The 22,933-nt window shown below is 67.6% G+C and carries 22 protein-coding genes and 2 tRNA genes; 7 read left to right on the forward strand and 17 right to left on the reverse strand.

What is annotated here, in order from left to right:
- Positions 1 to 3: 3 nt before the first annotated feature.
- The 3 genes from ACU5E9_RS04050 to ACU5E9_RS04060 are packed head-to-tail and all read right to left on the reverse strand — an operon-like array spanning position 4 to position 1,852.
- Positions 4 to 588, reverse strand: a complete 585-nt coding sequence (locus tag ACU5E9_RS04050; RefSeq protein WP_456812342.1) for a hypothetical protein — start codon at positions 586 to 588, stop codon at positions 4 to 6.
- On the reverse strand, positions 585 to 1,178 hold the full coding sequence (locus ACU5E9_RS04055; RefSeq protein ID WP_456812343.1) for a hypothetical protein: 594 nt from the start codon (positions 1,176 to 1,178) through the stop codon (positions 585 to 587). Before ACU5E9_RS04055 ends, ACU5E9_RS04050 begins: the two co-directional genes overlap by 4 nt.
- On the reverse strand, positions 1,175 to 1,852 hold the full coding sequence (locus ACU5E9_RS04060) for a hypothetical protein (protein ID WP_456812344.1): 678 nt from the start codon (positions 1,850 to 1,852) through the stop codon (positions 1,175 to 1,177). Before ACU5E9_RS04060 ends, ACU5E9_RS04055 begins: the two co-directional genes overlap by 4 nt.
- A 285-nt stretch (positions 1,853 to 2,137) precedes the next feature.
- On the opposite strand from ACU5E9_RS04060, the gene valS reads away from it, so the two are divergent.
- From valS to ACU5E9_RS04075, 3 genes are read left to right on the forward strand one after another with little or no spacing between them, the layout of a single operon-like run.
- Positions 2,138 to 4,720 carry a valine--tRNA ligase gene (gene valS, locus ACU5E9_RS04065; protein ID WP_456812345.1) on the forward strand — a complete coding sequence of 861 codons (2,583 nt, stop codon included), beginning with the start codon at positions 2,138 to 2,140 and terminating at the stop codon, positions 4,718 to 4,720.
- A 10-nt stretch (positions 4,721 to 4,730) separates the two neighbouring features.
- On the forward strand, positions 4,731 to 5,177 hold the full coding sequence (locus ACU5E9_RS04070; RefSeq protein WP_456812346.1) for an N-acetyltransferase family protein: 447 nt from the start codon (positions 4,731 to 4,733) through the stop codon (positions 5,175 to 5,177).
- Positions 5,178 to 5,179: 2 nt separating this feature from the next.
- Entirely contained in the window at positions 5,180 to 5,446 is a 267-nt protein-coding gene (locus ACU5E9_RS04075; protein ID WP_456812347.1) for a hypothetical protein, read from the forward strand.
- Positions 5,447 to 5,499: 53 nt separating this feature from the next.
- On the opposite strand, the gene ACU5E9_RS04080 is transcribed toward ACU5E9_RS04075, so the two are convergent.
- Positions 5,500 to 6,330 (reverse strand): methyltransferase domain-containing protein, encoded by an 831-nt coding sequence (locus tag ACU5E9_RS04080; protein ID WP_456812348.1) that lies wholly within the window; start codon positions 6,328 to 6,330, stop codon positions 5,500 to 5,502.
- Positions 6,331 to 6,402: 72 nt separating this feature from the next.
- Here ACU5E9_RS04080 and ACU5E9_RS04085 point away from each other — a divergent pair, with 72 nt between their 5' ends.
- Positions 6,403 to 8,448 carry a M3 family metallopeptidase gene (locus ACU5E9_RS04085; protein ID WP_456812349.1) on the forward strand — a complete coding sequence of 682 codons (2,046 nt, stop codon included), beginning with the start codon at positions 6,403 to 6,405 and terminating at the stop codon, positions 8,446 to 8,448.
- 106 nt (positions 8,449 to 8,554) lie between these two features.
- On the opposite strand, the gene ACU5E9_RS04090 is transcribed toward ACU5E9_RS04085, so the two are convergent.
- From ACU5E9_RS04090 to ACU5E9_RS04120, 7 genes are all read right to left on the reverse strand, one after another.
- Positions 8,555 to 9,577, reverse strand: a complete 1,023-nt coding sequence (locus tag ACU5E9_RS04090) for a 1-aminocyclopropane-1-carboxylate deaminase (protein ID WP_456812350.1) — start codon at positions 9,575 to 9,577, stop codon at positions 8,555 to 8,557.
- 75 nt (positions 9,578 to 9,652) lie between these two features.
- A complete protein-coding gene (locus tag ACU5E9_RS04095) occupies positions 9,653 to 10,375 on the reverse strand; it encodes a GntR family transcriptional regulator (RefSeq protein WP_456812351.1) in 723 nt (240 codons plus the stop codon).
- 181 nt (positions 10,376 to 10,556) lie between these two features.
- A complete protein-coding gene (gene clpX / locus ACU5E9_RS04100; protein ID WP_456812352.1) occupies positions 10,557 to 11,837 on the reverse strand; it encodes an ATP-dependent Clp protease ATP-binding subunit ClpX in 1,281 nt (426 codons plus the stop codon).
- 155 nt (positions 11,838 to 11,992) lie between these two features.
- A complete protein-coding gene (locus tag ACU5E9_RS04105; RefSeq protein WP_456812353.1) occupies positions 11,993 to 12,679 on the reverse strand; it encodes an ATP-dependent Clp protease proteolytic subunit in 687 nt (228 codons plus the stop codon).
- Positions 12,680 to 12,691: 12 nt separating this feature from the next.
- Positions 12,692 to 13,291 carry an ATP-dependent Clp protease proteolytic subunit gene (locus ACU5E9_RS04110; RefSeq protein WP_297367333.1) on the reverse strand — a complete coding sequence of 200 codons (600 nt, stop codon included), beginning with the start codon at positions 13,289 to 13,291 and terminating at the stop codon, positions 12,692 to 12,694.
- Between the two features lie 182 nt (positions 13,292 to 13,473).
- On the reverse strand, positions 13,474 to 14,874 hold the full coding sequence (tig, locus tag ACU5E9_RS04115; RefSeq protein ID WP_456812354.1) for a trigger factor: 1,401 nt from the start codon (positions 14,872 to 14,874) through the stop codon (positions 13,474 to 13,476).
- Positions 14,875 to 14,928: 54 nt separating this feature from the next.
- A tRNA-Pro gene (locus ACU5E9_RS04120) sits at positions 14,929 to 15,005 on the reverse strand.
- Between the two features lie 217 nt (positions 15,006 to 15,222).
- Here ACU5E9_RS04120 and ACU5E9_RS04125 point away from each other — a divergent pair.
- A tRNA-Gly gene (locus ACU5E9_RS04125) sits at positions 15,223 to 15,293 on the forward strand.
- Between the two features lie 73 nt (positions 15,294 to 15,366).
- Here the strand turns inward: ACU5E9_RS04125 and ACU5E9_RS04130 are convergent.
- Positions 15,367 to 16,137, reverse strand: coding sequence for a hypothetical protein (locus tag ACU5E9_RS04130; protein WP_456812355.1), 771 nt, complete (start codon positions 16,135 to 16,137; stop codon positions 15,367 to 15,369).
- 205 nt (positions 16,138 to 16,342) lie between these two features.
- Between ACU5E9_RS04130 and ACU5E9_RS04135 the strand changes: the two genes are divergently transcribed.
- Entirely contained in the window at positions 16,343 to 17,137 is a 795-nt protein-coding gene (locus tag ACU5E9_RS04135; protein ID WP_456812356.1) for a hypothetical protein, read from the forward strand.
- Between the two features lie 3 nt (positions 17,138 to 17,140).
- On the opposite strand, the gene ACU5E9_RS04140 is transcribed toward ACU5E9_RS04135, so the two are convergent.
- From ACU5E9_RS04140 to ACU5E9_RS04150, 3 genes are all read right to left on the reverse strand, one after another.
- Positions 17,141 to 17,572 carry a tyrosine-type recombinase/integrase gene (locus ACU5E9_RS04140; RefSeq protein ID WP_456813496.1) on the reverse strand — a complete coding sequence of 144 codons (432 nt, stop codon included), beginning with the start codon at positions 17,570 to 17,572 and terminating at the stop codon, positions 17,141 to 17,143.
- A gap of 374 nt (positions 17,573 to 17,946) precedes the next feature.
- On the reverse strand, positions 17,947 to 18,900 hold the full coding sequence (locus ACU5E9_RS04145) for an oxidoreductase (RefSeq protein WP_456812357.1): 954 nt from the start codon (positions 18,898 to 18,900) through the stop codon (positions 17,947 to 17,949).
- A gap of 2 nt (positions 18,901 to 18,902) precedes the next feature.
- The gene (locus ACU5E9_RS04150; RefSeq protein ID WP_456812358.1) at positions 18,903 to 19,889 is read right to left on the reverse strand and encodes an L-lactate dehydrogenase; all 987 of its coding nucleotides are present in this window, start codon (positions 19,887 to 19,889) and stop codon (positions 18,903 to 18,905) included.
- 73 nt (positions 19,890 to 19,962) lie between these two features.
- Between ACU5E9_RS04150 and ACU5E9_RS04155 the strand changes: the two genes are divergently transcribed.
- The gene (locus tag ACU5E9_RS04155) at positions 19,963 to 20,673 is read left to right on the forward strand and encodes a hypothetical protein (protein ID WP_456812359.1); all 711 of its coding nucleotides are present in this window, start codon (positions 19,963 to 19,965) and stop codon (positions 20,671 to 20,673) included.
- Here ACU5E9_RS04155 and ACU5E9_RS04160 read toward each other — a convergent pair.
- Both ACU5E9_RS04160 and ACU5E9_RS04165 read right to left on the reverse strand, forming a co-directional pair.
- Positions 20,670 to 21,344, reverse strand: coding sequence for a response regulator (locus ACU5E9_RS04160; protein WP_456812360.1), 675 nt, complete (start codon positions 21,342 to 21,344; stop codon positions 20,670 to 20,672). The two genes, ACU5E9_RS04155 and ACU5E9_RS04160, sit on opposite strands and share 4 nt — an antisense overlap.
- Before the next feature lie 20 nt (positions 21,345 to 21,364).
- Positions 21,365 to 22,900, reverse strand: a complete 1,536-nt coding sequence (locus tag ACU5E9_RS04165) for a sensor histidine kinase (RefSeq protein WP_456812361.1) — start codon at positions 22,898 to 22,900, stop codon at positions 21,365 to 21,367.
- Between the last annotated feature and the right edge of the window lie 33 nt (positions 22,901 to 22,933).

The raw sequence follows: 22,933 nt of genomic DNA on the forward strand, positions 1-22,933 counted from the left end.
GGCTCACTCGAGGGCGAACCTGGCGTATTCGGGCAGCTCGGTGACGACGGAAATGCCGACGGTGAACTCCGATGACTCCCCCGCGTCGGTGGGAACGACGAATTGCGCGTCGAAGGTGTACGGCGTTGTCAGCTCCGAGCTGCAGGAGACCAGGTCCGGTCCTGAGCCATCGAGGGAGATTGCTCCCCCGTTGGCCCAGCTGCGCGTCGGGGTGTTCCCGCCGGCCTCCTCCAGCCGCACCGTGCACAGGTCGGGCACGCCATCCGGTCCGAAGCCCGTCGGCTCCACGCGCACGGTGACCACGACGAGGTCGGTCCCGGCGGGCAGGTCGCGTTCCCGCCCGGCAGCACTGGTGCCCGGCACGCGGTCGGTGGCCACGACGCTCCAGCGGGCGTTGCCGTACTCGAGCGTTTGACCGGCTGCGACGTCCACCGGCCGGCTGGGCCACTGCTCGAAGTAGCCGATCCACTGGTTCGCGAACATGATTCCCAGGGTCGCCGGGAGAAGTATGACAATCGCCACGAGTGCCCGGCTGTTGCGCCTGAGCCACCCAGCCGGCTTGCGCTTGACCTGTTCGGTGGTGGTCACCGGTCACCCCACTCCGGGAAGTCGGCGTCGAGACTCTCCTGCACGGCGAGCTCGCCCAGGTCGACCGGCATCACGAGCAGGGAATCCACCCGCGGGTCCGAGTTGAGGGCGAGTTCGAGGGTGGCCGTCGCGGCCGCGTCGCTCGAGGCCACGTCTGCGGGAAGTTCGAAGAAGAGCGGACCGGTCAGGGGGATGCCGGTGGCGAGTCTGACGCTCACCACGGTGGCGTTGCCCGGTCGGGTCGAGGCGCTGAAGCGGGTGTCGCCCACTCGCAGGACCGCCGTGCCGAACACGGCACCCTCATCGGTCGCCACCGCCTCGACGCTGAGGTCGACGACGACCCAGACCCCGGGGGTGCCGCCCGCCCAGCCGTTTCCGGCGGTCACGGACTCGGTCACGGCGACCGAGTGCACGGTGGCCCGGATGTTGCGGCCCGTGGCGGGCTCACCGAGGGTGGCCGGCACGGTGATCGGCGACTGCTGCAGGTCGCGATCCGGCGCGGTGTGCAGAACGAGCGCCGCGACGGACAGGATGGCCACGAGCACGGCCCCATTCGCGGCATGGCGCCAGCGAGAAGTCCTCAGGCTCATTCCGACACCCCCGCGCCCACGTCGTCGAGGGTCATGTCGAGGGTTGCTCGTACGACCGGGTCGTCGTACAGCCCTCCGTAGGTGAGCTCCCCCTCGCTGATCTTGACGCGGTCCAGCAGCTGCACTTCGATCGGGTCCCCTTCCGCGACGGTGTCGGCGACCTCCCAGACGAACGCGAGCTCGACGGGCACCCCGGGTTGTACGACGGCCTCGTCGCTGCCATCGTCGATCACCAGGATGCTGGCGGGCGGGGTCGCCACCGGCAAACCGTCGATGCCGGCGACCCGGATGGTGTCTGCCTGGATGCCGCTCAGCTTGACCGGGCCGGTCGGCACGCTGCTCAGCCGGAGGGGGGCTGTAGTGGTGTTCTCCACGACGGCGCGCACCACGAGCAGCCGGAAGCCGTCTTCGGGAGTGAGAAGCTGCTCGGGGAAGGCATCGATCAGCAGCGCCTGGCTGACGGCGATCGTGAGTTCGGCGCCGACGTGGGTGTCACCCACCTCGAGTACCGGCGCGGCCTGCACCGGGGCGTCATCGAGGCCGCCGAACACCGCAGAGACGGCGAGGAACACGCCGGCGATGCCGGTGAGGAGCCACGCGGTCGGCAGGCGGTCGTACAGGTGCCGCGCACCCTGGCGCCAGGAGCGGCGCTCCCGTGGCGGGGTCGCCGTCACCTGACGGGGCCGCTGCTCAAAAGGGTGGTCATGGGGCCATAGTACCGAGCGGGATCCTCCAGACTGTCGCGCCAGGGCAAACGGGCCCCGTCAGATCCAGCAACCTGCCCGAAGAGCCGCCGTTCTCACGCGGGCCGTCGTCTGAGAAGACTCCCAAACAAGGCCCGGATCAGCCCGTTCGGAGGGTCCGAGTGCTGCCGGGGGCGCCACATCGACTAGATTGGTTCAGCAGTACTGAAGGCACCTCACCAACGACACGGTGCCGCTGAAACGAATCGGAGTGTCATGACCAACGCTGACCGCGTTCCCGAAAAGCCCGCCCTCGAAGGGCTGGAAGCGAAATGGGAAACCAGCTGGGAAGCTCAGGGAACCTACCGATTCGACCGGGCCGGTGCCACGAAGGCGTCGATCTTCTCGATCGATACTCCCCCGCCCACCGCATCCGGGTCGCTGCACATCGGCCACGTTTTCAGCTACACCCACACCGACGTCGTCGCCCGCTTCCAGCGCATGCGCGGCAAGAGCGTCTTCTACCCGATGGGTTGGGACGACAACGGCCTGCCCACCGAACGCCGGGTGCAGAACTTCTACGGCGTGCGCTGCGACCCGTCGCTGCCGTACACGCCTGACTTCGTTCCGCCCTTCGAGGGCGGCGACGGCAAGAGCACCAAGGCTGCGGACCAGCTGCCGGTGAGCCGACGCAACTTCATCGAACTGTGCGAACGCCTCACCGTCGAGGACGAGAAGCAGTTCGAGGAACTCTGGCGCACCCTCGGCCTCTCCGTCGACTGGACGCAGAGCTACCGCACCATCGCCCCGGAGTCGATCACCGCCTCCCAGCGCGCCTTCATCGGAAACGTCACCCGCGGCGAGGCCTACCAGGCCATGGCACCCACCCTCTGGGATGTCACGTTCCGTACCGCCGTAGCCCAGGCCGAGCTCGAGGACAAGGAGATGCCCGCCGCGTACCACCGGGTCTCCTTCCACAAGCCGGATGGCTCCACCATCGAGATCGAGACCACCCGCCCCGAGCTGCTCGCCGCGTGCGTCGCCCTCGTGGCGCATCCGGACGACGACCGCTACAAGCCGTTCTTCGGCACGACAGTGCGCACCCCGGTCTTCGACGTGGAGATCCCGATCCTCGCCCACCACCTCGCCCAGAAGGACAAGGGCTCGGGCATCGCCATGATCTGCACCTTCGGTGACGTGACCGACGTGGTCTGGTGGCGCGAACTCGACCTGCCCAACCGCGCGATCATGGGCTTCGACGGCCGCATCATCGCCGAGGCACCCGACGTGATCGTCACGCCCGAAGCCCAGGCCGCCTACGCCCAGCTCGCCGGCAAGACCGTCTTCTCCGCCAAGCAGGCCATGGTCGACCTGCTGCGCGCCTCCGGCGACCTGATCGGCGAACCCAAGCCGATCGTGCACCCGGTCAAGTTCTTCGAAAAGGGAGACAAGCCGCTCGAGATCGTCTCCACCCGCCAGTGGTACATCCGCAACGGCGCCCGCGACGAGAAGCTGCGCGCCCGTCTGATCGAACACGGAACCGCGCTGCAGTGGCATCCTGAGTTCATGCGCGTGCGCTACGAGAACTGGGTCAACGGCCTCACCGGTGACTGGCTGGTCTCCCGACAGCGCTTCTTCGGCGTTCCCCTGCCCGTCTGGTATCCGCTGGATGCCGACGCCAACCCGGTCTTCGACCAGCCCATCATCGCCACGGCCGACCTGCTGCCCGTGGATCCGTCCTCCGACGTTGCCCCCGGTTACACCGCTGACCAGCGTGGCGTGGCCAACGGCTTCGTCGGCGAGGTCGACGTGATGGACACCTGGGCCACCTCCTCCCTCACCCCGCAGCTCGCCGGCGGTTGGGAACGCGACCCCGAACTCTTCGACCTGGTCTATCCGTACTCGCTGCGCCCGCAGGGCCAGGACATCATTCGCACCTGGCTGTTCTCCACGCTGCTGCGCGCCGAGCTCGAACACGGCGAATCCCCGTGGCAGCACGCCGCGCTGTCGGGCTTCATCGTGGACCCGGACCGTAAGAAGATGTCCAAGTCCAAGGGCAACGTCGTCACGCCCGCCGATGTGCTCACGCAGCACGGCTCCGACGCCGTGCGCTACTGGGCGGCGTCGTCGCGCCTGGGCACGGATGCGGCGTTCGACCCCAAGAACCCCACCCAGATCAAGATCGGCCGACGCCTGGCGATCAAGATCCTCAACGCCAGCAAGTTCATCCTCGGGTTCGCCGGTGACGACGCCGCCCCGGTGACCGAACCGATCGACACGAGCATGCTCGCCCGGCTCGACGTGGTGGTCGGCCAGGCCACCGCGGCGTTCGAGAACTTCGATCACGCCCGCGCCCTGGAGCTCACCGAAAGCTTCTTCTGGACGTTCTGCGACGACTACCTCGAGCTGGTCAAGGAACGCGCCTACGGCGACGTCGGCCCGGAGCAGGCATCCGCCGTCGCCGCGCTGCGCCAGGCGCTGTCGACCCTGCTGCGCCTGTTCGCACCGTTCGTACCGTTCGCCACCGAGGAAGCCTGGTCGTGGTCCAACGACGACTCGGTGCACCGCGCGGAGTGGCCCATCGCGGGTTCAACGCCCGCAGACGACGGCACCCTGGCCCTGCTCGACCTGGCCAGCCGGGCCCTCACCGGCATCCGACGCGCCAAGACCGACGCGAAGGCTTCACAGAAGTCCGCTGTCATCTCTGCCACAATCGGTGGATCGACATCGGAGGTGGCCCTGCTCGCGCAGGTGGCCGCCGATTTGCAAGCAGTAGGCCGCATCGCGGATTTGACGTTTGTCGAATCCGACGAACTGGTCGTTACTAACATCGTGCTCGCCACGGTGTCGGAAATTTAAGGAGAACCGCATGTCTGTACAGGTCCGCCCGCTGGGTGACAAGGACTTCTTCCCGTGGCTCGGACTGTTCGAAGGGTACAGCGAGTTCAACAAGAGCGACCTGACCGACGAGAAGGCCCTGCGTGTGTGGAGCTGGCTCATCGACAAGAACCATGACCTCGACGGTGCTGTCGCGGTCGACGACAACGGTGACTTCGTCGGCTTCACCCTGTACCGGGCGTTCCCGCGCACCCTCAGCGGTGACGTCGGACTGTTCATCGACGACCTGTTCGTCACCGCCGCCGTGCGCGACAGCGGCGTCAGCAAGTCCCTGCTGGACTTCGCCCGCGACTACGCCAAGGCGCACAACTACCGCACGCTGCAGTGGCTGAACACCACTGACGACAAGGCCACCCGGAAGCTCTACGACGAGGTCGGGTCCCGCACCACCTGGGTGACCTACGAGGCCGAGGTCTAATCATGCAGCTCGGTACCCGCTGGTCGCTCGGAGCCACGCCTCCGGCGGGCCTGCCCGAGGTCGTCGTGATCGCCCTGCAAGCCGTTGAGGGTGACCTCGCGGGACTGCCGGACGACACCAGTGGCTGGCGCTGGACGCTCACCTGGCTCGAGGGCAACCCGGTCATCGAACTCGACGACGGCACTGTCATCCGGTTCGACCCGAAGGAAGACAGCGCCACCATCACCCAGCCCGTCGTGGCGTCGGAAGACGACGAGGACTGGATCTAGCCGGTCTCAGGCTTCGAGGCAGTCGGCCGACGGGGCATCCGCCGGCCGGCTGATCAGCGCACGGCGATGATCTCGCCGTGCGGCATGCCGAACCAACCGTCGGGGTCAGCCGCCCAGCGCCGCCAGTCGGCACTGATCTCGTGTAGGTCCGCCAGGTGCGCCGCCCCGGCCTCGATTGCGTGCGCGGCGAAGTCCGGCTCCGTCACCCGTTGGGCCCAGGACTGGCCCCACCACTCCCGTTCGGCGTCCGACGCGAAGCACCAGATCGAGGCGGTGCAGGTCACGTCGGTGAACCCCGCCTCACGCGCCCACGCCTTCAGGGCGGCCCCGGCATCCGGGTTGCCGCCGCTGAACCGGTGCACCGAGCGGTACACCCCCAGCCACGCCGCCAGACCCGGCAGCCGGGGATGCCAGGTCACGCCGGCGTAACAGGCGTCGCGGGCCGCGAGGATGCCGCCCGGCTTGAGCACTCGGCGCATCTCCCGCAATGCCGCCACTGGGTTGGCCAGGTGCTGCAACACCTGGTGTGCGTGCACGATATCCACGGATGCGTCCGGCAGCGGCAGCGCGTAGACGTCCCCGACAAGAAAGCGCGCGTTCCGCACCCCCTCATCGAAGGCGAGTCCGGCCGCCTGCTCCACCCGCGCCGGCGAGCTGTCGACCCCCACGACCTCGCCCGGCAGGAGCCGGCGTGCCAGGTCGACGGTGATCGTGCCCGGCCCGCACATCACGTCGACCAGGCTGAGGCCGGCATTCAGGTGCGGCAGCAGGTACGCGGCGGAGTTCGCCGCGGTACGCCAGGTGAGCACCCGCGGCAGGTGTTCCTGGCCGGGTGCGTGCTCGTCTCGCGGTGCTGTCTCTTGGCGTTCCGGGGTGTCGTTCATGGCGCAGAGCCTACGACGGTGTGCCGCGGCGCGCACCGGTGGCCAGGACACGGCCAACACTAGGCTGGGGCGATGGCCGACTCCTCGAATCCCTTCCTGACCCCCAGCACTCTGCCGTACCAGCTGCCGCCGTTCGCGGAGATCCGGGACGAACACTTCCGCCCGGCCTTCGTCGCCGGCATGGCCGAGCAGCTCGCCGAGGTGCAGGCCATCACGGCGGACCCGGCGGCGCCCACGATCGAGAACACTCTCGTCACCCTCGAGCAGAGCGGGCAGGTGCTCACCCGGGTGGCGACGGTGTTCTTCTCGCTGAGCTCGTCCGACTCGTCCGACTTCTCCAGCGCACTCGAGGAGGAGCTCGCTCCCCTGCTCTCGGCGCACGCGGACGCCATCCGGCTCGATCCGGCGCTGTACGCGCGGATCAGCACCCTGTACGCCCAGCGTGCCGAACTGGACCTTGACCCGGAGACGGCGTACCTGCTCGAGCGGTACTACACCGAGAACACCCTCGCCGGGGCGGCGCTGTCCGAGGGCGACAAGCTGAACCTGCGCGAGTTCAACATGCGTCTGTCCACCCTCACCACCCGGTTCGAGAAGAACCTGCTGGCCGACACCAACGACCTCGCCGTCGTGATCGACGACGTCGCCGAGCTCGACGGGCTGAGCGAGGGAGAGATCTCCGCAGCGGCCGAGGCCGCGAAGGAGCGTGGGCTGGACGGCAAGTACGTCATCACCCTGGTACTGCCGACAAGCCATCCGTACCTCGCGTCGCTCACCGACCGGAGCGTTCGGGAACGGCTGCTGACCGCGTCACGGGCCCGCGGCATCCGGGGCGGGGCGCACGACAACCGCGAGCTGGTGCTGGAGATCACCCGGCTGCGCGCCCAGCGGGCCAAGCTGCTCGGCTTCGCCAGCCATGCCGCCTATGTCACGGCGGACGAGACCGCGAAAACCCCGGAGGCCGTGGCCGGCATGCTGGGCCGGCTGGCTCCGGCCGCCGCCCGGAACGCGCACGCCGAGCAGCAGGCGCTGCAGGCCGCGGTGCGGGATGCTGGCGGCGACTTCGAGCTCGCCGCCTGGGACTGGGCGTTCTACACCGAGAAGGTGCGCCAGGCCACCTTCAACGTGGACACGAGCGCCATGCGGCCGTACTTCGAGCTGGAGCGGGTGCTGCACGATGGCGTCTTCTACGCCGCCACCCTGCTCTATGGGGTCACGTTCACCGAGCGGCCCGACCTGACCGCGTGGAACCCCGAAGCGCGGGTGTTCGAGGTCACGGACGACGACGGCTCGCCCGTCGGCCTGTACATCGCCGATTTCTACACCCGCGACTCCAAGCGCGGCGGCGCGTGGATGAATTCGCTGGTCTCGCAGTCAACCCTGCTGGGCACGCCCACCATCGTCACGAACAACCTCAACGTGCCCAAGCCCGCCGCCGGCTCCCCCACCCTGCTCAGCTTCGACGAGGTGAACACCCTCTTCCACGAGTTCGGTCATGCCCTGCACGGCCTGTTCGCCCAAGTCACGTACCCGCGCTTCTCCGGCACCAATGTGTACCGGGACTTCGTCGAGTTCCCCAGCCAGGTCAACGAGATGTGGATGCTGTGGCCCGAGGTCCTGTCGAACTACGCCAGGCACTTCCGCACCGACGAGGCGATGCCGCAGGAACTCGTCGACCGCATCCGTGAATCGGCGACCTTCAACGAGGGCTTCTCCACCAGCGAATACCTCGCGGCGGCCCTGCTCGACCAGGCCTGGCACCGCATCGGAGCCGACGACACCGTCACGGACGTGGCCGCTTTCGAGGCGGCCGCACTGGCGGAAGTGGGCCTGGACAACCCGGCTGTGCCCACCCGGTACGCGAGCACCTACTTCGCGCACACCTTCTCCGGCGGGTACGACGCCGGCTACTACTCCTACATCTGGAGCGAGGTCCTCGACGCCGACACCGTGGCCTGGTTCACCGAGAACGGCGGCCTCACCCGCACCAACGGCGACAGGTTCCGCGCCCGGCTGCTCGGCGTGGGTGGCAGTGGCGACCCGTTGGCCGCGTACCGCGACTTCCGCGGCCGTGACGCCGACATCCAGCCCCTGCTCGACCGCCGCGGCCTCAACTGACCAAAACTGTTCCCCGTGCGGACAAATGGTCCCGGCACACCGGGTGCATTTGTCGGCATGGGGAACAGTTGGCGCGGCAGGAGCGACCCCGCGGGCGGGCACCGGGTCAGTGGTACAGGGCGCTGTAGGCGTTGATGGCGGGCTGTCCGCCGAGGTGGGCGTAGAGCACGTTGCTGCCCGGGGCGATGTCCCCGGTGCTGACGAGGTCGATCAGGCCGGCCATGGACTTGCCTTCGTAGACGGGGTCGATGATCACGCCCTCCAGGCTCGCGGTGAGCCGGATGGCGTTGTTGGTCGACTCCACCGGGATGCCGTAGTAGTCGCCGGCCCAGCCCTCGAGCACCGTGATCTCGTCGTCCGCGATGGGCCGGCCAACTCCGATCAGCTCGGCGGTGTTCCGGGCGATGCGGGCGACCTGGTCGCGGGTCGCGTCGATCTTGGCGGATGCGTCGATACCGATCACGCGGCGCTTGGCGCCGCCGAAATTGGCCTCGAGGTCGGCGAACCCGGCGATCATGCCGGCGTGGGTGGAGCCGGTGACGCTGCACACCACGATGGTGTCGAAGAAGACCCCGAGCTCGGCTTCCTGCGCGGCCACCTCGTGCGCCCAGTTGGCGAAGCCCAGGCCGCCCAGGCGGTGGTCGGAGGCGCCGGCCGGGATCGGGTAGGGCGTGCCGCCCGCGGCCTCGACATCGGCGATCGCTTGCGTCCAGGAGTCCTTGAAGCCGATGCCGAAGCCATCGGAGGAGATCCGCACATCCGCACCGGTGAGCCGGGAGAGCAGGATGTTGCCGACCCGGTCGTTCACGCTGTCGGGCCAGTCGACCCACTGTTCCTGGACGAGCACGGCCTTGAGGCCGAGGTGGGCGGCCACGGCGGCGACCTGCCGGGTGTGGTTGGACTGGATGCCGCCGATCGACACCAGGGTGTCGGCGCCCTGCGCGAGCGCCTCCGGAATGAGGTACTCGAGCTTGCGGGTCTTGTTGCCGCCGAAGGCGAGGCCACTGTTCACGTCCTCGCGCTTGGCCCAGATGCGGGCACCGCCAAGGTGGGCGCTCAGCCGGTCCAGCGGGTGGATCGGGCTCGGCCCGAAGGTGAGCGGGTGACGGGGGAAATCGCGCAGTGCCATGGGGTCCTTTGGAGTCTGGGTGATGGGGTGGGTGGTGGGGGTTGGTGGGGCTGTGGGTCGCGTCGACGGGGCGGTTCAGCCCGCGTCATTCTCGGTGTTCGTGTCCGTGCCCGTATCCGTGTCCGTGTCCGTATCCGTCGCTGTGGCCACAGCCAGCATCCGGCCCAGCGTGAGCCAGTTCTCCCGCACCGCAGCCCCCGCCTCCTCGGCCTGCCCGGCGGCACACAGGCGGATTATGCGGTCGTGGTCGGCCACGGATGCCCGGCCGGCGAGAGACGAGAAACGCGCCCGTTCGAGGCGTCTGAGCGTTGGCGTCACCTGCTCCAGCAACGCCGGCAGCAGCTCGTTGGCGCTGGCCCGCACCGCGACGGCGTGGAAATCGTCGTCGGCCGTGATGGCGGCATCCACATCGTTGGCGGCCAGTGCGGCCCGGAAGCGCTCGTTGGCCGCCTCCATCAGCGCAAGGTCGGCGGCGGTGAGCTGGGCGACGGCCTCCCGCGCCGCGAGCTCGTGCAGCGCCGCGGCGATTGCCTGCGCGTTCAACGCGGCCCGTTCGTCCAGCGGCGCCACGATCGTCTGCCTGGCCCGTTCGGTGCGCACCAGCCCGGCCGTCTCCAGCCGAGCGATGGCCTCCCGGATGGGCGTACGGCTCACGCCGAGCCACGACTCGAGCTCGGCGTCGCGCAGCTTCTCCCCCGGTGCCAGGGTTCCGTCCACGATGGCGGTGCGCAGGGCGTCGTAGGCGTAGTCGCGCAACGAGACGGGGCGATGAGAGGCGTCAGGAACGGGAACCGGCATGCAATATATTGCATATCCTCACCGGCCTCCTGTCAACTCGGCAACCACAGCATCAGCAGCACGGGCGGATCCGCGGACGGGACGACGGTCTCCGCGTCTACTCCGGATGCGGCGGGGAACGCAGAACCGCCCCGGACCGGTGGTCGGGGGCGGTTCTGGCGGAGCGGATCGCGCGGGCGGGTTAGGCCGACTTCTCTTCGCGGCGGGAGGAGTGCAGCACGATGGTGGGCGCTGCGTTCTCGAGCACCGATTCGCGGGTGACCACGACGCGGGCGACATCCGTGGTGGACGGCACCTCGAACATGATCGGGCCGAGCACCTCTTCCATGATGGCGCGGAGACCGCGGGCGCCGGTCTTACGGAGCACCGCGAGGTCGGCAATGGCCTCGAGGGCGGGCTGCTCGAAGTCGAGCTCCACCCCGTCGAGCTCGAACATGCGCTGGTACTGGCGCACTAGGGCGTTCTTGGGCACGGTGAGGATCTGCATCAGCGCCACCTGGTCGAGCTGGGTGACGGTGGTCACCACGGGCAGTCGGCCGATGAACTCGGGGATGAGCCCGAACTTGTGCAGGTCCTCCGGCAGCACCTCACTGAAGAGGTTGATGTCGTCGCCCTTGCTGTGCAGCGGGGCGCCGAAGCCGATGCCCTTCTTGCCGGCACGCTGGGAGATGATGTCGTCGAGTCCGGCGAAGGCACCGGCCACGATGAACAGCACGTTGGTGGTGTCGATCTGGATGAATTCCTGGTGCGGATGCTTACGCCCGCCTTGCGGCGGAACCGAGGCGACCGTTCCCTCCAGGATCTTGAGCAGAGCCTGCTGCACGCCCTCCCCGGACACGTCGCGGGTGATCGACGGGTTCTCGGCCTTGCGGGCGATCTTGTCGATCTCGTCGATGTAGATGATGCCGGTCTCAGCACGCTTGACGTCGTAGTCGGCGGCCTGGATGAGCTTGAGGAGGATGTTCTCCACGTCTTCGCCCACGTAGCCGGCCTCGGTGAGCGCCGTCGCATCCGCCACCGCGAACGGCACGTTGAGCCGTTTCGCGAGGGTCTGAGCGAGGTAGGTCTTGCCACAACCGGTGGGGCCGATCAACAGGATGTTGGATTTGGCGATCTCGACGTCGTCGTGGATCGCGTCCGCGGCGGTGAGGGTGGCCCTGCTGCGCACGCGCTTGTAGTGGTTGTAGACGGCAACGGCGAGGGACCGCTTGGCGGCTTCCTGCCCGATGACGTACTCCTCGAGGAATCCGAAGATCTCCCGCGGCTTCGGCAGCTCGAACTCGCTGCCGGCCTCTTCGGCTCCGGCCTCGGCCAGGCGTTCCTCAATGATCTCGTTGCAGAGCTCGACGCATTCATCACAGATGTACACACCGGGTCCGGCAATGAGCTGCTGCACCTGCTTCTGGCTCTTTCCGCAGAAAGAACACTTCAACAGGTCGGCGCTCTCGCCTATTCGTGCCATCCGTGAGCCTCCTCCATCAATGACGCTGATTCGAGCCTAGCTGGTGCGTGTGACAGATGCGTGCACCCGCGGAACAAAGCGAAACGGCGCGCCGCCGGGGAGGCGGCACGCCGTTTGGCGAACAGGCTGGCCAGCGGCCGAACCCGTGGGTCGGGCTACTTGACGAGCGTCGGAATGCTCTTGCGGCTGGTCAGGATCTGGTCGATCAGACCGTAGTCCAGGGCCTCGGGTGCGCCGAGGATCTTGTCGCGGTCGATGTCCTTGTGGACCTGCTCCTTGGTGCGGTTGGAGTGGTGCGCGAGGGTCTCTTCGAGCCATTCGCGCATCCGCTGGATTTCCGCAGCCTGGATCTCGATGTCGGAGGCCTGGCCGCCGCCCTGGCCACCGGCGGAGGGCTGGTGGATGAGGATGCGGGCGTTCGGCAGCGCGAGGCGCTTGCCGGGGGTGCCGCCGGCGAGCAGCACGGCTGCGGCGGAGGCCGCCTGGCCGAGGCAGACCGTCTGGATGTGGGGACGGATGTACTGCATCGTGTCGTAGATGGCCGTCATCGCGGTGAACGAGCCACCGGGCGAGTTGATGTACATCACGATGTCGCGATCGGGGTCCTGGCTCTCGAGCACGAGCAGCTGGGCCATGACGTCGTCGGCGGATGCGTCGTCAACCTGAACGCCGAGGAAGATGATGCGGTCCTCGAACAGCTTGGCGTACGGGTCCTGGCGCTTGTAGCCGTAAGCCGTGCGCTCCTCGAAGGTGGGGAGGATGTAGCGCGACTGCGGCGCCTGCGGAGCCATTCCACCCGGGGCCATGCCGCCGGCCTGGAGGCCAAAATTCGTGAATTCCATGTTCTGCCCGTCCTACTTCTTGTTCACTGAGTCGTCGGTACCGCCGCCGCCGACCACGTCCGACGCGAATTCGCGCAGGTGGTCGACGAATCCGTAGGCCAGCGCCTCTTGGGCGGTGAACCAGTTGTCGCGGTCGTTGTCGATGAGGATCTGCTCGACCGACTTGCCGGTCTGCTCTGCCGTGAGCTCGGCCATCCGCTTCTTCATGTCGAGGATGACCTTGGCCTGCGTCTGGATGTCGGCGGCGGTGCCACCGAAGCCACCGGACGGCTGGTGCAGCAGCACCCGGGCGTTCGGGGTGATGTAGCGCTTGCCCTTGGTGCCGGAGGAGAGCAGGAACTGCCCCATCGACGCGGCCAGGCCGATACCCACGGTGACGACGTCGTTCGGCACGAACTTCATGGTGTCGTAGATCGCCATGCCGGCCGTGATCGAGCCACCGGGTGAGTTGATGTAGAGGAAGATGTCCCGCTGCGAGTCCTCTGCTGCCAGCAGCAGGATCTTGGCGCAGATCTCGTTGGCGTTGTCATCGCGCACCTCTGAGCCGAGCCAGATGATGCGGTCGCTGAGAAGTCGGTCAAAAACACCGGGTGTAGGTACCATTTCGGCCATGTCGCGCTCCGTTTCGCTTGTCGCTTCAGGAATGAATCTATAGGGTCCAACGCTCGCAAAAGGCTCTGTTCGCCCTCGGCAGATTCACCGGGCCGGGCACGCGTGAAACGGCAGATACGAAACGGGCCGGATGCCCGAAGGCATCCGACCCGTTTCTGCAACGCCCGTGCGGGCGAGCGGTGTTACTTCTTTGCTGCAGCCTTCTTCTTCGGCTTGGCCTCGGCGGCCGGTGCCTCCTCAGCGGCTTCGTCAGAAGCAGCCTCGTCGGTGGCGTCAGCGGTGGCCTCATCCGCGGCGGGCTCGTCGTCGACGACGGCCGTGAACTCGGACAGGTCGACGGTGGCACCGTTGGAGTCGGTGACCTCGGCCTTGCCCAGCGCGATCGCGAGGGCCTTGTTACGAGCAACCTCGGCGACCATGGAGGGGATCTGGCCGTTGCCGGACAGGGCCTGAACGAACTCGCTCGGGTCCATGCCGTACTGCGAGGCACCCTGGATCAGGTACTGGGTGAGCTCGTCCTGGCTGACCTTGACCTGCTCGGCCTCGGCGATGGTGTCGAGCAGGATCTGCTGACGGAAGGTCTTCTCGCTGGCCTCGGTGACCTCGGCGCGGTGGGTCTCGTCCTCGAGGCGGTTCTCGCCCTCGAGGTGACGGTGCACCTCGTCGGCGATGATCGCTTCGGGGATGGGGACCTCGACGGAGGAGAGCAGCTGCTCGATGAGCAGCTCGCGGGCCTGGTTGCCCTGGCCGAAGACCTTGGAGCGGCCGACCTGGACCTTGAGGCTCTCCGTGAGCTCGTCGATGGTGTCGAACTCGCTGGCGATCTGCGCGAAGTCGTCGTCGGCGGTGGGGAGCTCGCGCTCCTTGACGGCGATGACGGTGACGGTGATCTCAGCGGTCTCGCCCTCGTGGTCGCCACCGAGCAGCTTCGACGCGAAGGTCGTGGTCTCACCGGCGGTGAGGGACTCGAGGGCCTCGTCGATGCCCTCGATCAGGTCGCCGGAGCCGACCTCGTAGGAGATGCCGCTGGCGTTGTCGACCTCGACACCGTTGACGGATGCGACCAGGTCGATCTGGGCGAAGTCGCCGGTGGTGGCCGGACGGTCGACCGTGATCAGGGTGCCGAAGCGGCTGCGCAGGGTGTTGAGTTCTTCGGTGACCTCGTCATCGGAGATGTCAACGGCGTCAACCGTGAGCTTGAGGCCCTCGTAGGCGGGCAGGTCGATCTCGGGACGCACGTCGACCTCGATGGCCAGCAGCAGGTCTCCGGAGAAGTCCTTGTCGCTGGGCCACTCGACGATGTCAGCCTCGGGGCGACCGAGCGGGCGGAGCTTGTGCTCGTCGACGGCCTTGCGGTAGAAACCGTCGAGGCTCTCGTTGACGGCGTGCTCGAGGACAGCAGACTTACCGACGCGCTGGTCGATGATGGGCGGCGGAACCTTGCCCTTGCGGAAGCCGGGGATGTTGATGTCCTCGGCGATGTGCCCGTAGGCGTGGGTGATGCTGGGCTTCAGCTCTTCCGGAGTCACCGAGATGGTGACCTTGGCGCGCGTGGGGCTCAGCTTTTCTACCGTGGACTTCACGTTTAAATCTCCTGTGTTCGACAGATTATGTTCGACAGATGTGCAGGGGGGTGATGGTCGGGGCGACAGGATTCGAACCTGCGACCTCTCGGTCCCAAACCGAGCGCTCTACCAAGCTGAGCTACGCCCCGGATGTCATCTCACCCGTTGGGGCCACCAACTTGGCGCGCAGACTCACGCGACAGGCGGATTGACCTCCGTCAGTCTAGTGCACGACCCGCAGGCCGGGGCGTCCCTGAGCGGATTCAGGGCGCGTTCCGGGGCTTTTCCGGGGCCGTCTCGGCGGAGCGGGAAAACGGGCCACGAAACCTGTACTACGATATTCGAGTGCCGCTACGCGTGGCACATGGGGATGTAGCTCAATGGTAGAGCCTCAGTTTTCCAAACTGATGGCGCGGGTTCGATTCCCGTCATCCCCTCCCAGTTATCGCAAGGATCGCAAGGGCATCTTCCCTTGATCCGAGACGGAAATCCCGTCCAAGACTCGTCGGCCTAGGCCTGTTCGCCTTCATGCGATTCCGCCGAGACGGACACCCCGGCGGGCGCGACCGTCTCGGTTACGGAGGTCGCCGAGGTCAGCTCCAGGAAGCTACCAACGCCGCTCTCCAACGCCACTGCCGCATTGCCGATTGCGGCCAGAAGGTTCATCGCGATCAAGAGCCCTCCGACAGCCTTCTTCAGCTTGGGCTCCTTCACCACCGCAACGCGCAGCTCCGGTCGACGGTTCAAGAAGCCCATGAGCCGGTCGAACTCTCCGAGTACCGCATCGAGGCCGCCCACCCTGTATAGATCGACTGACCTGCGGATTGCATCAGCGTGCTCGTACAGCATGCGCTTGAGTTCAGACTCAAGCGTGGAATCGGACGTCAAGCACTCAATCAGAGCGTCTGCAAGATCCTTGACTTCATCCAGTTTGTCATCGGGGACGGGCACCTTGAATCCAGATGCTCCGGCGAGAATCATGCTCGTGTGCCGAAGGCCCTTCAGCGTCCCCCTGTCGTAATGCCGAAGCACGTGATCCAGGCTAGTTCCAAGATTGGTCGTGAGATCGGAGAGAGCAGCCTCGACTTGGGGGAGGTCCTCGAGCAGCTCCTCGTGGGACAGCGCAGGGGTCGTTAGCGTTCCCACTTCGTTTCGCATGAGCTGAGGCTGCTCTTTCCACTCCGCGAGAGCGCGAAAGAGTGTGGAGGAATACTCGTTTGGAATCTCTAGGTACTTAGTCAAAGTCTTGAGAATCGGGCCATTGGGCTGTCCATGCACCATGCAATACTCCAGCAACAGATACAGACGCCCAGCGGGATTCCGAAGATGACCTTGATTATCTGACCTGTCGCCCAATTCGGCTTCCCCATCCGCTGCGTTTAGGAGTCACACTATCGGTGCCATCTACCCCTCTGCGACGAAGGCCTGGAAGCGGGCGATCTGCGCGTTGTAATCGCTGGGGTGGCCGGGCCGGTACTTTGAACGCATGCCTATTGAAGACACCGGCTGGCTTCGGCTTGCGGGCTCATCCATTGCGATCCTCGGTGCTGGCACAGGTGCAGCGATGTCCGTCCTGCTGGCGGACCCGGTAACCGGGGCGATGGCCGGGCAAGCACTCGCAGAGGTCGGGAACGACATCGCTCGGCGGATGCTCAGCCCTCGGCAGGAAGCGCGCGTCGGAACCGTAATCGAGCTGGCAGCTAGCGCCGTCATCGCAAAGGAGACGTTAGGCGAACAGCTGCGCGACGACGGGTTCTTCGAGGGCGACAGGTCGGACGCGCAGGAGATCATCGAAGGTATTCTGCTCGCCGTCAAGGACGACCACCAGGAGCAGAAGATACCGTACGTGGCGAACATGCTCGCGGACATCGCCTTCAATCCACTTATTGACGTCAATACCGCCAACCGTATGGTCCAAGAGGCTGACCGTATGACGTGGCTCGATATGCGAATCACCGCGATCGTGGCTCGGGGTGAGGAGTTCCCGCTGCCAGACGCGAGCCTGCCCAATTACGGATCGACGCTGGCGGACTGGACAGTGTTCCAAGCAGCCTCGACGCTCCGCGACGACGAGTCGCGCCGTTTGCTTTTGTACGGACACAAGGACGACCGCATGGACCTCCGCATGTGCGCCCTGAAGCTCTCATCTCGCGGGCACCTAATGGTGACCGCGATGGATCTAACGAAAATATCCAAGGCGGAGCTTCGACCCATTTACGAGGCCTTGCTCAGAGTTCCGTCAGAGCCTTCGCCCGCAGACGACATTGACCAGCCCATGTAAGCGTCACCCCTCCGCGACGAACGCCTCGAATCGGGCGATCTGCTCGTTGTAGTCGCTGGGGTACAGACGGGCGTAGACACCATCCGTCGTGGCAACTGATGCGTGCCCCATCCAGCGGCTGACCTCGTAGGGCTTGAACCCGGCTGCAAACATCAGGGAAGTGCACGTGTGGCATAGGTCGTGAAAGCAGATGCTTTTGAAAATGCCTGCCCTTGAGGCGGCGGGGCGCCTGTAGTACTTCAGCACTCCCCCGAGGTCGATGGGTCGCGTCCAGTCCAGGCGCCGCGAGCCGTTGGAGCGCCCCGGCCAGAACAGCGCGTCGGGGTCGCCGGAGTTCGGGTGTGTAAGAAGGTGCACCTTCAGGGCCGCGATGAGTTCGCGATTCAGAAGCGGAATGCGAATCGTTCCGAGGGCACGTCTGGTCGAACGGCGCAGGGTCGTCGCAGGGCGAGAACGCCATGTGTAATTGCTTCGTGCTACTAGAGGATCTGGAAGTTCTGACTGTTCGCCTCAGCTAGCGGTCAGTTCCACTTCGCTGAAGGTTGGCGAGCGGTGACCTGCAACCCCGGCGCCCAAACTGAAGGCGCAGACATTCGTCCCGGCGCAACCCGGCGTAAAACCCGTCCGACCGCGCTCCGCCGGGGTACGAGGCCAACCGGGGATGCGTAACTCCGGGCCAGTTTTCCAAACTGATGGCGCGGGTTCGATTCCCGTCATCCCCTCCATATCTCGCAAGTGTTCCCCCTCCGGACAACTGGTCCCGGTGTGCCGGGCCCATTTGTCCGCACGGGGAACAGTTGTCCGTCGCGTCAGGCGAAGGCGTAGCTGACGCCGGTGAGGCGCTCGCTCTCGGTCCAGAGTCGACGGGCATCGTCGGAGTTCTGGGCGCGCTTGGAGCGGTTCACCGGAACCGGGTGCCCGTGCTGCTGGCCGAACCCCTCCGGCCCCACGAACGAATTGCCGGCCAGGCCGGGTACGGTCGCGGCATACAGAGTGGGCAACGCGCCCCACACCGCCGGCTGGGCGAACTCCCGGGTGAGGGTGGCCATCAGCCGGGCGCGCCTGGTCGTGGTCTTCGCCCCGCGCATGGCGGGGCCGGCGGTCTGCAGGTTGGTGAGGGCGAACCCCGGATGCGCCGCCATCGCCCGCAGTGGAGCCTTCGCGGCCACCGCACGGCGTTGCAGCTCGCCGGTGAACAGCAGGTTCGCGAGCTTGCTCTGCCCGTACGCCGGCCAGGGGCGGTATCGCCTCGTGCCCATCAGGTCGTCGAAGTTCATCTTGCCGATGCGGTGCACGGTCGACGACAGCGTGACCACCCGAGCGTCCGGGCTGGCCAGCAGCAGCGGCAGCAGGCGCCCGGTGAGCGCGAAATGCCCCAGGTGGTTGGTGCCGAACTGCATCTCGAACCCATCCGCCGTCTTCCGCTGGGGCAGGTTCATCACACCGGCGTTGTTCACCAGCAGGTCGACCCGTCCCGCCTCTGCCGAGAACTCCACGGCGAACTGGGCGATGGAGTCCAGGCTGGCCAGGTCGAGCACCCGAACGCTCAGCTCGGCGTCGGGCAGGCGGCTGCGCATCCGCTCGACCGCTGCCGCTCCCCTGGCGGCGTCGCGCACGGCCAGCGTCACTGCGGCGCCGTGGGCGGCGAGTTGCGCGGCGGTCACGAAGCCGAGCCCGGAGTTCGCCCCCGTCACGATCGCGGTGGTGCCGGTGAGGTCGGGGATCTTGTCCTCGGTCCAGCCGTAGCCCAGCTTCGGTTCCATGATCAGGCCAGCCCGAGGGTGTCGAGGGACGCGCGCAGGGTCGCGGCGGAGTGTTCGAACAGGGCTTGCTCCTTCGCGGAGAACGGCACGTCGATGACCCGGGCGATGCCGCTGGCATCGATGACGCTGGGTACCGAGAGCGCCACCCGGCTGACGCCGCGGTAGTCGGTGAGCACCGAGCTGACCGGCAAGACGGCGCCCTCGTCGCGCAGGATGGCCTCGACGATACGGGCACCGGAGAGCCCGATCGCGTAGTTGGTGGCGCCCTTGCCCTCGATCACCCGATAGGCGGCGTTCTTCACGTCCTCCGCGATCGACTCGAATTCGGCCTCGGTGAACGGCACCGAGCCGGGAGTCACCTCTGGGCCGTCTGCGCCGCGGGCGAGCAGCCAGTCGGCCAGCGAGATCGGGCCGATGCGCGCCTGCGACCAGAGCGGGAACTCGGAGTCGCCGTGCTCGCCGACGATGAGCGCGTGCACGTTGGAGATCGCGACGCCGACCCGTTCGGAGAGCATCCAGCGCAGCCGGGACGAGTCGAGCACGGTGCCGGAGCCGAACACCCGCGCCGGCGGTAGGCCGCTGAACTGCTGGGCGGCCACCGCGAGCACGTCGACGGGGTTGGTGACGAGCACGAAGATCGCGTCCGGCGCGCGCTGCACCAGCTTGGGCATCAGGTCGCGGAGGATTTCCACGTTCACACCGGCCATCTCCAGGCGGGACTGGCCGGGATGCTGGCGGGCGCCGGCGGTGATCACCACGACGTTGGCACCGCTGACCACGTCGAGGTCGTCCCCGCCGGTCACCCGGGAGGCGCCGGTGAACTGGGTTCCATGGGCGAGGTCGAGCACTTCCGCGGCGACCTTCGCGGAGTTGATGTCGTACAGGGCCACCTCACGGGCGGACTCGCGGATCAGTGCCGCGTAGGCCAGCGAGGTGCCGACGGCGCCTGCGCCGACGATGGCCAGTTTGGAGTTCTCAATCACGCTCATGGTCCCAGTGTCCTCTATCCGGCCCTGACCCCCGGCACTGGGCGAGCAGGCGGATGCGGTCCACTATGGCTGCATGCCCGACGAGGAGCCGGCCGGAACGGAGCCGCAACCCGACGTTTCCCCCGCGGTGCGCGCGCAACTGCTCGCCACGGAGCACTGGAGCCTGCTCGCCTCCCGCAGCACCACCCAGGGTGAGGTGCTCACCCGGATCAGCATGTTCCTCTACCTGGTCTCGGCCGGCCTGGTGAGCCTGGCGTTGGCCGGGCAGGCCACCGACTTCGACGAGGGCTTCCCCGGCATCGCCCTGACGCTGCTCGGTATCATCCTCCTGGTGGGAGTGCTGACCCAGGTGCGGGTGATCAACGTGAGCCTGGAGGACCTCGCCTACGTGCTGGCAATGAACCGGCTGCGCGGGGCGTACGCAGAATTGGATCCCGGAATAGGCGAGTACTTCATGGCGTCCCGGTTCGACGACATGCCGGGGTCGCAGACGACGTACTACTTCCTCGGCGCGCGCAACCGCAGCCAGGTGCTCGGCAGCAGCATGGTATTCATCATCGTCGTCAACTCGGCGCTGCTCGGGCTCCTCCTGGCCGGCATCGCCCTGACCGTCGCCTGGCCGGCCTGGCTCTCCGTCACCGTGGCCGTCCTCGGCGGGCTGGGTTTCCTGGTCGGCTCGCTGCGCCTGGGATACGCCCGCTACCTCAACCTCTGGCACCAGCACACGCCCCGGTTCCCGTCTCCCCCGGTCCCGGGTGGCGGCTCCGACCGGCCGGCCGGTTAGGCCTGCAGGAATGCAAGGACCGCGAGCACCCGGCGGTGGTCGGAGCCGGTGTCGTCCAGGCCGAGCTTGACGAAGATCGACGTGACGTTCTTCTCCACCGCGCCCACCCCGATCACGAGGCGTTCGGCGATGCCCACGTTGGTGCGGCCCTCGGCCATGAGGCCGAGCACGTCGCGCTCCCGCGGGGTGAGGGCGGCGAGCGGGTTGGTGCGCCGGGCGAGCAGCTCCCGCACCACCTGGGGGTCGAGCACTGTGCCGCCGGCACTGACCCGGGCCACGGCATCCTGCAGCTCGTCGAGCGACGCGACCCGGTCCTTGAGCAGGTAGCCGAGGCCGCCCTCGCCCGACGCCAGCAGTTCCTGCACGTAGGTGCCCTCGACGTATTGGCTGAGCAGCAGGATGCCGATGCCCGGCAGCCGGCGGCGCAGCTCGATGGCCGCCCGCACCCCTTCGTCGCGGAAGCTCGGCGGCATCCGCACGTCGAGCACCGCAAGGTCCGGGCGCACGGTGTCGACTTCGGCCAGCAGCGCATCCGCGTCGCCGTATGCGGCGACGGTGTCGAAGCCCGCCTCGGCGAAGAGCCGCACGAGGCCTTCGCGCAGCAGCACGGAGTCCTCGGCGAGCACCAGCCGGAGCGGGCGGGTCGGGACGGGCGCGGGAAGTGTGCTCACCCGTTCAGGATAGGTCCCGATCACACCGGCGCGACGGAGCTGCCCGTGACCGAGCTGCCCAGCACGGTGACCAGCGGGATGTGGGCGCCGATGGCGGTGGGGCCGCCGGCCGGGCTCCGCACCGAGAGGATGCCGCGGAGGCCCCTGAGGCGTTCGTCGAGGCCGGCCAGACCGTGGCCGTCCCGCAGCACGGCACCGCCGCGGCCGTTGTCGATCACCCACAGGTCCAGCCAGGTGGAGTCGTCTTCCGGTACCCGGCGTAGTTCCAGGTGCAGGCGGATGCCGGTGGCCCCGGCGTGCTTGGCCACGTTCGTGACCAGTTCGGCCGCGGTGAAGTAGGTGCTCCGCTCGATCTCGGAGGGCAGCCGCAGCTCCCGGTCGACCATGAGTTCCAGCTGCACGGGCACCGTGCTGCGGGCCGCCAGCGACTCAAGGGCCACGATGAGGCCGCGGTCCTGCAGGATGGGTGGAACGAGCCCGCGGGACAGCGCCCGCAGCTCCTCCAGGGTGTCGTGGGCCTGCGCCCTGGCTTCGGTCAGCAGGCGGCGGGCGGCGGCGGGATCGTCGTCGAGCCGACGTTCGGCGCTGGCCAGGTCCATCTGCAGGCGCACGAGGCGCTGCTGCGGGCCGTCGTGGATGTCGCGCTCCAGTCGCCGAAGCGACTGGTCCTCAGCGGACACCGCCGCGCCCCGGGAGGCGCTGAGATCGGCGACCTCGCGCTGCAGGGCCTCGGACGACCAGGCGCCGAGCATGCCGCGGGCGATGCCCTGGTGCGCGAGCACGAGGCCGCGGGTGACGAACGGCAGGGTGGCCAGGAAGGCCAGGCCCAGGGCGGCGTTCACCGCGTTCTCGGCGGCCAGGTTCTGACTGACCCCCGACCCGTATGCGCCGGACAGCAGGCCGTACAGCCCCACCGAATCGTTGTCGACCGGTAGCGACCAGCTCCACAGCCAGTAGGTGAGCCCGCCGAGCGCCCCGGAGACCCAGACGATGGTGATCGACCAGGTCACCACGCCGACGATGAAGTTCACGACCATGCCGTGCAGCAGGTAGAGCCAATACCGCACCGACACCAGCGGCCCGAGGATGGTGCGCAGCGGGGTCGCGGCTTCGCCCCGCGGGATCCACTGCGGGGCCGCGATCGCCGGCTGGCCGGCCCAGCGCAGCCGGGTGAGTTCGACGACGCCGAACCCGCGGGCCGCGTACAGGGCCGCCACGACGATGAACAGGCCGACGAACAGGGCGACCAGGCTCACCCCGGTGGAGAACAACGTCACCAGCACGACGAACGCCGCGAGGACGACGGGAAGGGTGGGCAGCAGGAAGCCGAGTTCCCGGGGCGTTCGCGCCCACAGGCCGAGGTACCCGCCGCGCGGTGGGGCCTCGGCGGGCCCCTCGCCAGACGGACTGGCGCCGGGATTCTCGGGAGAGGTGTCGGCGGGCTGCACGAAGCCCAGCGTGGCAGAGTTCGGGTCGTCGATGTTGCGGCCAGGGGTGTTGCCGCCAGGAGTGTCGCCGGTGCCGGCCGCGATGGGGTCGAGGGTGTCGTTCGTCATGCTTCCAGCGTCCTCCGAGCCGCCCGACCGGCC

It is taken from the genome of Cryobacterium sp. AP23 (assembly GCF_054075385.1).

What these genes read in the sequence shown, in the direction of transcription:
- ACU5E9_RS04095 (WP_456812351.1), bottom strand. Translation starts at nt 10,375, where the DNA reads ATGCCGGTTCCCGTTCCTGACGCCTCTCATCGCCCCGTCTCGTTGCGC.
- ACU5E9_RS04150 (WP_456812358.1), bottom strand. Translation starts at nt 19,889, where the DNA reads ATGAGCGTGATTGAGAACTCCAAACTGGCCATCGTCGGCGCAGGCGCC.
- ACU5E9_RS04085 (WP_456812349.1), top strand. Translation starts at nt 6,403, where the DNA reads ATGGCCGACTCCTCGAATCCCTTCCTGACCCCCAGCACTCTGCCGTAC.
- clpX (WP_456812352.1), bottom strand. Translation starts at nt 11,837, where the DNA reads ATGGCACGAATAGGCGAGAGCGCCGACCTGTTGAAGTGTTCTTTCTGC.
- ACU5E9_RS04155 (WP_456812359.1), top strand. Translation starts at nt 19,963, where the DNA reads ATGCCCGACGAGGAGCCGGCCGGAACGGAGCCGCAACCCGACGTTTCC.
- ACU5E9_RS04135 (WP_456812356.1), top strand. Translation starts at nt 16,343, where the DNA reads ATGCCTATTGAAGACACCGGCTGGCTTCGGCTTGCGGGCTCATCCATT.
- ACU5E9_RS04110 (WP_297367333.1), bottom strand. Translation starts at nt 13,291, where the DNA reads ATGGCCGAAATGGTACCTACACCCGGTGTTTTTGACCGACTTCTCAGC.
- ACU5E9_RS04145 (WP_456812357.1), bottom strand. Translation starts at nt 18,900, where the DNA reads ATGGAACCGAAGCTGGGCTACGGCTGGACCGAGGACAAGATCCCCGAC.
- ACU5E9_RS04075 (WP_456812347.1), top strand. Translation starts at nt 5,180, where the DNA reads ATGCAGCTCGGTACCCGCTGGTCGCTCGGAGCCACGCCTCCGGCGGGC.
- ACU5E9_RS04165 (WP_456812361.1), bottom strand. Translation starts at nt 22,900, where the DNA reads ATGACGAACGACACCCTCGACCCCATCGCGGCCGGCACCGGCGACACT.
- ACU5E9_RS04080 (WP_456812348.1), bottom strand. Translation starts at nt 6,330, where the DNA reads ATGAACGACACCCCGGAACGCCAAGAGACAGCACCGCGAGACGAGCAC.
- ACU5E9_RS04055 (WP_456812343.1), bottom strand. Translation starts at nt 1,178, where the DNA reads ATGAGCCTGAGGACTTCTCGCTGGCGCCATGCCGCGAATGGGGCCGTG.
- valS (WP_456812345.1), top strand. Translation starts at nt 2,138, where the DNA reads ATGACCAACGCTGACCGCGTTCCCGAAAAGCCCGCCCTCGAAGGGCTG.
- ACU5E9_RS04130 (WP_456812355.1), bottom strand. Translation starts at nt 16,137, where the DNA reads ATGGTGCATGGACAGCCCAATGGCCCGATTCTCAAGACTTTGACTAAG.
- ACU5E9_RS04070 (WP_456812346.1), top strand. Translation starts at nt 4,731, where the DNA reads ATGTCTGTACAGGTCCGCCCGCTGGGTGACAAGGACTTCTTCCCGTGG.
- ACU5E9_RS04105 (WP_456812353.1), bottom strand. Translation starts at nt 12,679, where the DNA reads ATGGAATTCACGAATTTTGGCCTCCAGGCCGGCGGCATGGCCCCGGGT.
- ACU5E9_RS04090 (WP_456812350.1), bottom strand. Translation starts at nt 9,577, where the DNA reads ATGGCACTGCGCGATTTCCCCCGTCACCCGCTCACCTTCGGGCCGAGC.